The organism is Klebsiella indica (assembly GCF_005860775.1).
Lineage (GTDB): Bacteria > Pseudomonadota > Gammaproteobacteria > Enterobacterales > Enterobacteriaceae > Klebsiella > Klebsiella indica.
This window is the reverse complement of the sequence record NZ_VCHQ01000026.1, coordinates 294,640-301,285: the sequence shown is the minus strand read 5'-3', so window position 1 is coordinate 301,285 and position 6,646 is coordinate 294,640. Positions and strand designations below refer to the sequence as shown.

The following is a 6,646-nucleotide window of genomic DNA, read 5'->3' as shown; positions in this document are numbered from 1 at the left end:
GGTCTGTTCCGTTCACTATAAATTCGCGGATATTCGTTATATCCACAGCGTGTGAACGGGCAGGGGGACGTTTCGCCCGTCCCCCTGCACCCCCGGCATGGCGCTGAAAACCTGCCGCTGCGCGGTCCGCTCCACTCCGGCTTCATCTGGCGGACCGGGCGGGACTCGACGTCCCTGTCTCGACCCGCCCTCTGGCCGCCGTCCTGGCGGCCAGTCCTGGATGCGCGCCTGCGTTCCCGCCAGGTTTCCTTGATGCGCCCAACCCCCATGCGGTGAGTCCGTTATTCGTCAGGGGCTTTTCAGAGGCTGAAAGTCATAAAAAAAGTTATATCCTTTATATTTCAGCCCGTATCAGCTCAGTTAGTGAATCAACCGAATCAGATTTTCGTTTAAACCACCGATTGACAGAACCGCTCAGCCAGCCATAAACGCAACTGACAGCCCTTAACTGACAAGCATTACAGACCCCGTCGTCATTTTAATCGTCAGAAAATAGCGGCGGCGCCTGCCGGCAACGGGTTTTTAAAAGGGATGCTGGGAAATGTGCTGAATCCGAAGATGGGCATCTTTTATGTCTCTTTCCTGCTGCAGTTTATCCCGGCAGGCCATTCTCCAATGGTCTGGACATTTCTGCTGGTCGCCATTCATGTTTTGATCGGTACGCTCTGGTCGTTAACGCTCATTCTGGTCAGTCGCTATGCCGCTCGGTTATTGAAAACACCGACCTTCGTTCAATGGATGGATCGCGCGACCGGCGGTCTCTTTATGCTGTTTGCCGCCAGACTGGCTTTCAGCCACCGATAAAATATCCCGGACATGAATGTCCAGGACTCAGCAGTACCCCGCGTCATATTCACTGTTCAGCTAAGCATCTGGTATCGTTCAATCCCGCGTTAATCGTGGTGTCGATCATGCTGCTGGTTCTGGCACCCGGTAGCGCATCAAGATCGGACGCTGATTCAAGGAGCTGGCGCATTTGATTCAGAGCCGGAGAGGAATAGTCTTTACGCCAGATAAGTTGCGTGATCGCCTGTCCAACCGGCTGCACCTGGTTTCCCGGAGGCAGATACAGAGTGTCGAGTACGCTTTGAGGCAGCAGGCAGGCGTAGCCACCGGAGGCGACGCAGGCCAGCGCGGCAAGCATTCAGGGGGATTACCAGTATGGCGCTCACTGGGCAGGACAGGGAGTTAATCTTATTCGCGAGCTTCCTGCGGCTGAGCTGATACGAACTTTGATTAAAGAATGCGGGTTTATAGAGTAACGTGACGTTCTTTTCTTTTATAGCCTTGAACGACTGCTTTTTGCGAATTTTGAATAAGGGAATCACCGGCGGATAATGGGTGGGGAAAGGGCAGGAAAAACAGGCGCCAACGGATATTTCCGCTCGCGCCATGTACTGTCTTACTGAAGATTATTTGCCGTCAGACTCTCTTTATCAAAAGCATGGCTGACATCAATATGATTTTGATGCACCGAGGTATCAATATTTGCCCCCGCTTCTGGTTGAGTAAAACTATGTTCTGCGGCCACCACACCGGACGAAAGCGAAGCAGCCAAAAGCAGTGCGGTGATCATCACGCTGATATTTTTCATGTTTTGTTCCTTCTCTCATCGTGCTGTCGTTGTCGACTGTCTCTTTTGGCGGCCCGGCGATGTGTTAATTTTATTTAGTCAGTTCAGCGGTCATATGCACGCGGTTATTGAACTGAGCGCTGGTAATTTTGTAGGACGAATCTTGTTTGGCTGCCTGGGCGGCAATTTTCGCTTCTGCGCGGTCCAGTGTTGCAGCGCTGGCGCTGATGCTTTGGGCAAAAGAACCGAAGGAGATCATTGAGAGAGCGGCAACTGCAACGAAAGTTTTGATGGATTTCATGGTCGTATTCCTTAAGCATTTTGTGTGTAGAGGAGCGTTGTTGCCCCGATGTGATAAATAATATGCCGACCATGCGCTGATTAAAATCGAAACAATTTGCGGATATTGTTCATAAAATTTGAATAAAATATGCAGGCAGAAAATGATTGTTATACACCGGACTCATCGCGTAGCGGAACAGAAGCGCGACGGAGGTAAGTGCCCGGATTTCACCATCACCTTAGTGAAATATTATCGTCATATTTAATTCATCCGTTCCCTTTATCGTTTTGGTTTTCAATTTCTTATAACAATAGAGCGATAATACAATGCATCTGGTAAAAACTATCCTTACCGCAGGGCTTCTGCTTTCCGCAGCCGCCCAGGCACAGAACGTACTGGACTTCCCGCAGCCGAAAAACAATCCGGAAGAGTTTTACGCCGTGACTGAAATCCCGGCGGACGGCATTATCAAATATGAAACCGACGCCAAAACCGGCTTTCTGATTGCCGATCGCTTTCAGTCGATGCCGGTGGCCTATCCGGCTAACTACGGTTCACTGACTCAATCTCTGGCTGGCGATGGCGATCCGCTGGATGTGGTGTTTTATACCCGTGCGCCAATGGCCCCAGGGACGCTAATCAAACTGCGCGCCATTGGCGTACTAAAGATGATTGACGGCGGCGAGAAGGACGACAAAATCATTGCCGTTCCGGCAAGTAAAATTGACCCGACCTACGACGACATCAAAAATATCAGCGATCTGCCGAAGATTGAGCAGGAGCGTCTGCAGGCCTTCTTCCGCGTTTATAAACAGCTGCCGGATGGCCGTAAAAAAGTTGAGCTGGACGGTTTCAACGATGCCGCCACGGCGAAGCAGGAAATTAAAGCGGCATGGGATGCCTGGAAAGAGAAAAATCCGCAATAGATTAAAAAAACAGGCCCACGACCGGGGCGAATGCGTTCCCGGCGCGGATATCCCCGCCGGGAACGACATTTAACTTAACAGCGCGTTGATGGCTGCAATCTCTTCACGCCACTGCGCCTGTCGCTGCGGTTTTTGATGCTTTAGCTTGCGGGCGAGATCGTCGGCCAGCAGTTGCTCAAGCGTCAGCAACCGCTCCAGCAGCGCATCATGATCCACGACCGGCTCACTGGTGATTACCGGCCAGGGTTGCCTCGCCGGAAGAGAATTGCGGTTTCGCAAAACATCATAGACCTCCTCGGCGCTATGCCATTCGTTCAGCCCGTGCTCATCAATCAACCAGAAGCGATTGCAGCTCATGTCGATCAGTTCGCGATCGTGACTCACCAGCAGCAGGCCGCCGGGGTAATCACGCAGCGTGGCCGCCAGCGCCGCTTTGCCATCCATATCCAAATGGTTGGTTGGCTCATCCAGTAGCAGCAGGCTATAGCGGGCCAGCGACAGACCGACGAATAGCAGACGCGAACGTTCGCCGCCGCTTAAGGTGCCGACTTTTTGCCCGTGACGCGACCAGGTAAACCCGGCGGCGATCAGCGCCCGCTTGCGCGTTTCCGCTGCCGGTTCAAAGGATTCCAGCGCGTCGAGAAGTGTGTCGCCATCCGCCAGTTGGCGCAGGGTCTGGTCGTAATAACCCGCCTTCAGTCGCGGGTGCAGACGCAACCCGTTATCCGCCTTCTCCTGTTGCATTTGCCGCCACAGCAAACGCAGTAGCGAGGATTTACCGCAACCGTTACGGCCCATAACCGCCACCCGATCGCCGCTTTTCAGGCGCATCAGACCCGCGGTGAACAGGGCGGGCAGACCCGGCGCCGGTGGCACGGCGAGCTGCTCCATCTCCAGCAAGCGGTCCGCCCGCAGCACGTCGCCGTGCAGCGCCAGCCGCCACGGCGTTCCGACGGTGAGATCGGTCTGGCTCTCCTTCAGGCGTTGTACCTGCTTTTCCATTTGCCGGGCCTTGCGCGAGAGATCTTCGTTATCATACGTCCGCCCCCAGATAGCCAGCCGTTTGGCGCTGGCGGTAACACGGTCGATCTCTTTTTGCTCCGCTTTATGGCGCAGCGCGTCGCTGGCGTCCTGTACTTCCAGCGCCCGGCGGGCGGCGCTGCAGGGCAGGGAGAAGGCGTGCAGGGTTCTGTCACGCAGGATCCAACTGCAGTTAGTTACCGCATCCAGTAATGTATTATCATGCGATACCAGAACGAAACTCCCCTGCCAGGTTTGCAGGAAGCTCTCCAGCCACAACAGGGTCGGCAGGTCGAGGTGATTTCCCGGTTCATCGAGCAGCAGGAGATCCGGTTGCTGGATCAGCGCTCTGGCAAGCAACAGTCGGGTATGCTGACCACCGCTCAGGGTTGACGCTTGCTGCACAATCTCCGCTGACCTAAACCCCGTCTCCGCCAGTAATCTCTCTGCCTGCCAGCGCTGGTGCTCTCGGTCAATGGCGGGAAGTTTTGCCAGCACCGCCTGAAGCAGAGGCTGCGCTAACAGCGTATCCGGCAGATGCTGCTCAACCCGCGCCATCAGGCAGTGGTTTGCCAGCGACACGCAGCCGGAAGTGGGAACGATAGTGCCGTCCAGCACCTGTAATAGCGTACTTTTGCCGCAGCCGTTATAGCCGATAAGGCCAATGCGGTCGCCTTTTTTCAGGGTAAAAGAGAGATCGGTGAACAGCGGGCCAAACGCCGTATCAGCATGGAGAGATTGCGCAGTTAGTAATGTGCTCATTGTGAACTTACTCAAGAGTTACAGGCGTAAAAACGCCTCGTCAAACATCGCTGACGATAACCCGGTAAGCCAGAGGGAAGGGATTCAGACGTTGGTTTCTTCGCTCAAGCCGAAGTTATCGCAGCACGATACCGATAACGCTTGAGCAGGTGCGATCGCCAAATGTATGTGAAAAATTAAACATTTCACAGTACGGCATGGGATCCTCCTTTTCTATTCAGTTGGTTGATGGGTGTCTGCAGTGTAGAGGGCAAAAGGCGTTTTGGCTAGCGCTGAACGAAACGGAGACAACTGAGGAAAAGTAACAAGCCGGACCTGAACCTCAGGCCCGGCCGTGCTGCCGCTTAAATTGATGTCCGGCGGTAGTTTCGATACTCCGGCTGCCAGAAGTTATCCGCAATTGCCTGCAACAGCGCTTCGGCGGAGGTTTTCACCGCCACGCCTTGTTCCTGCGCAACTTTGCCGACAGCAAACGCAATAGCGCGGGAAACGGTCTGTATATCCTTGAGCTCAGGCAGGACCGGCCCTTCACCGTTATTAACCAGCGGCGAATGTTTTGCCAGGGTTTCGCTGGCGACCATCAGCATCTCGTCGGTCACGCGGGATGCGCCGGAGGCGATAACGCCGAGCCCAATCCCCGGGAAGATATAGGAGTTATTGCACTGAGCAATGCGATACTGTTTGCCTTTAAGCGTGACCGGCGCGAACGGGCTGCCAGTGGCGACCAGCGCTTCGCCGTCGGTCCAACTGAGAATATTCTGCGGCGTCGCTTCCACGCGGGAGGTCGGGTTGGACAGGGGCATCACAATCGGACGCGGGCAGTGTTTATGCATTTCGCGGATAATCTCTTCGGTAAACAGGCCCGGCTGACCGGAAACGCCGATGAGAATATTCGGTTTCACATTACGCACGACATCGAGTAACGACAGGACATCATTGGTGGTGTCCCAGTCTTGCAGATGTTCCCGTTTTTGCACCAGTTTGCTCTGGAACGACAGCAGGTTCGGCATCGCATCGGTCAGCAGACCAAAGCGGTCAACCATAAACACGCGTTTGCGGGCCTCTTCTTCGCTTAAACCTTCACGCTGGATCTGGGCGATGATTTGCTCGGCGATCCCGCAGCCCGCGGAACCGGCGCCGAGGAAGACAATTTTCTGCTCGCTTAGCTGGCTGCCCGCGCCGCGGCTGGCGGCAATCAGCGTACCGACGGTTACTGAAGCGGTGCCCTGAATATCATCGTTAAATGAGCAAATTTCATGGCGATAGCGGTTAAGCAGCGGCATGGCGTTTTTTTGCGCGAAGTCTTCGAACTGCAGCAGAACGTCCGGCCAGCGAGCCTTAATCGCCTGGATAACGTCATCAACAAACTGGTAATACTCGTCGTCGGTGATGCGCGGATGACGCCAGCCCATATACAGAGGGTCATCCAGCAGTTGCTGATTATTGGTGCCGACATCCAGCACAATCGGCAACGTGTAGGCCGGGCTGATGCCGCCGCAGGTGGTATAGAGCGACAATTTACCGATAGGAATGCCCATCCCGCCAATACCCTGATCGCCGAGGCCAAGAATGCGTTCGCCGTCGGTCATCACGATCACCTTGACGTTATGGTTTGGCACGTTTTGCAGGATATCGTCGAGGTTGTTACGGTTCTGCCAGGAGATAAATACGCCACGGGCGCGACGATAGATCTCAGAGAAGCGTTCGCAGGCGGCACCGACGGTGGGTGTGTAAATCACCGGCATCATTTCGTCGAGATGATTGCCGACCAGGCGATAAAACAGGGTTTCGTTGGTATCCTGGATGTTGCGCAGGTAAATGTGTTTATCGATCTCGGTCTTAAAGCCCTGATACTGGATCCAGGCGCGCTCAGCCTGTTCTTCGATGGTTTCCACCACTTCCGGCAGCAGGCCCAGCAGATTAAAACTGCTACGCTCTTCCATACTGAAGGCGCTGCCTTTGTTGAGAAGAGGAAACTCAAGCAGAACGGGACCTGCATATGGGATATAAAGAGAGCGGTTTTTCTTATGAGTAAATTGCATCGCACTAACTCCTTGATGATCGCTTCAGCCCATGCGCGGC

Annotated in this window: 5 protein-coding genes and 3 pseudogenes; 3 read left to right on the top strand and 5 right to left on the bottom strand. The window is 54.4% G+C overall.

Features of this window, described 5'->3' with window-relative positions:
• Nucleotides 1–462 precede the first annotated feature (462 nt).
• Nucleotides 463–804, top strand: a pseudogene (locus FE839_RS19310) (LysE family translocator); the annotation flags it as partial.
• Between the two features lie 49 nt (nt 805–853).
• Here FE839_RS19310 and FE839_RS19305 read toward each other — a convergent pair.
• Nucleotides 854–1,138, bottom strand: a pseudogene (locus FE839_RS19305) (hypothetical protein); the annotation flags it as partial.
• Between FE839_RS19305 and FE839_RS24935 the strand changes: the two are divergent.
• Nucleotides 1,128–1,262: pseudogene (locus FE839_RS24935) on the top strand (nitronate monooxygenase); the annotation flags it as partial. The pseudogenes FE839_RS19305 and FE839_RS24935 overlap by 11 nt on opposite strands.
• A 140-nt stretch (nt 1,263–1,402) precedes the next feature.
• Here FE839_RS24935 and FE839_RS19295 read toward each other — a convergent pair.
• Both FE839_RS19295 and FE839_RS19290 read right to left on the bottom strand, forming a co-directional pair.
• Nucleotides 1,403–1,594, bottom strand: coding sequence for a hypothetical protein (locus FE839_RS19295; RefSeq protein WP_138362383.1), 192 nt, complete (start codon nt 1,592–1,594; stop codon nt 1,403–1,405).
• Nucleotides 1,595–1,664: 70 nt separating this feature from the next.
• Nucleotides 1,665–1,874: a YdgH/BhsA/McbA-like domain containing protein gene (locus FE839_RS19290; protein WP_138362382.1), complete on the bottom strand. Its 210-nt coding sequence runs from the start codon at nt 1,872–1,874 to the stop codon at nt 1,665–1,667.
• A 308-nt stretch (nt 1,875–2,182) separates the two neighbouring features.
• On the opposite strand from FE839_RS19290, the gene FE839_RS19285 reads away from it, so the two are divergent.
• Nucleotides 2,183–2,782, top strand: a complete 600-nt coding sequence (locus FE839_RS19285; protein WP_138362381.1) for an inorganic diphosphatase — start codon at nt 2,183–2,185, stop codon at nt 2,780–2,782.
• Between the two features lie 69 nt (nt 2,783–2,851).
• Here the strand turns inward: FE839_RS19285 and FE839_RS19280 are convergent, their stop codons facing one another.
• The gene (locus tag FE839_RS19280) at nt 2,852–4,564 is read right to left on the bottom strand and encodes an ABC-F family ATP-binding cassette domain-containing protein (protein WP_138362380.1); all 1,713 of its coding nucleotides are present in this window, start codon (nt 4,562–4,564) and stop codon (nt 2,852–2,854) included.
• A gap of 344 nt (nt 4,565–4,908) precedes the next feature.
• Nucleotides 4,909–6,606: an NAD-dependent malic enzyme gene (locus FE839_RS19275; protein WP_138362379.1), complete on the bottom strand. Its 1,698-nt coding sequence runs from the start codon at nt 6,604–6,606 to the stop codon at nt 4,909–4,911.
• Nucleotides 6,607–6,646 lie beyond the last annotated feature (40 nt).

What these genes read in the sequence shown, in the direction of transcription:
- FE839_RS19285 (WP_138362381.1), top strand. Translation starts at nt 2,183, where the DNA reads ATGCATCTGGTAAAAACTATCCTTACCGCAGGGCTTCTGCTTTCCGCA.
- FE839_RS19295 (WP_138362383.1), bottom strand. Translation starts at nt 1,594, where the DNA reads ATGAAAAATATCAGCGTGATGATCACCGCACTGCTTTTGGCTGCTTCG.
- FE839_RS19275 (WP_138362379.1), bottom strand. Translation starts at nt 6,606, where the DNA reads ATGCAATTTACTCATAAGAAAAACCGCTCTCTTTATATCCCATATGCA.
- FE839_RS19290 (WP_138362382.1), bottom strand. Translation starts at nt 1,874, where the DNA reads ATGAAATCCATCAAAACTTTCGTTGCAGTTGCCGCTCTCTCAATGATC.
- FE839_RS19280 (WP_138362380.1), bottom strand. Translation starts at nt 4,564, where the DNA reads ATGAGCACATTACTAACTGCGCAATCTCTCCATGCTGATACGGCGTTT.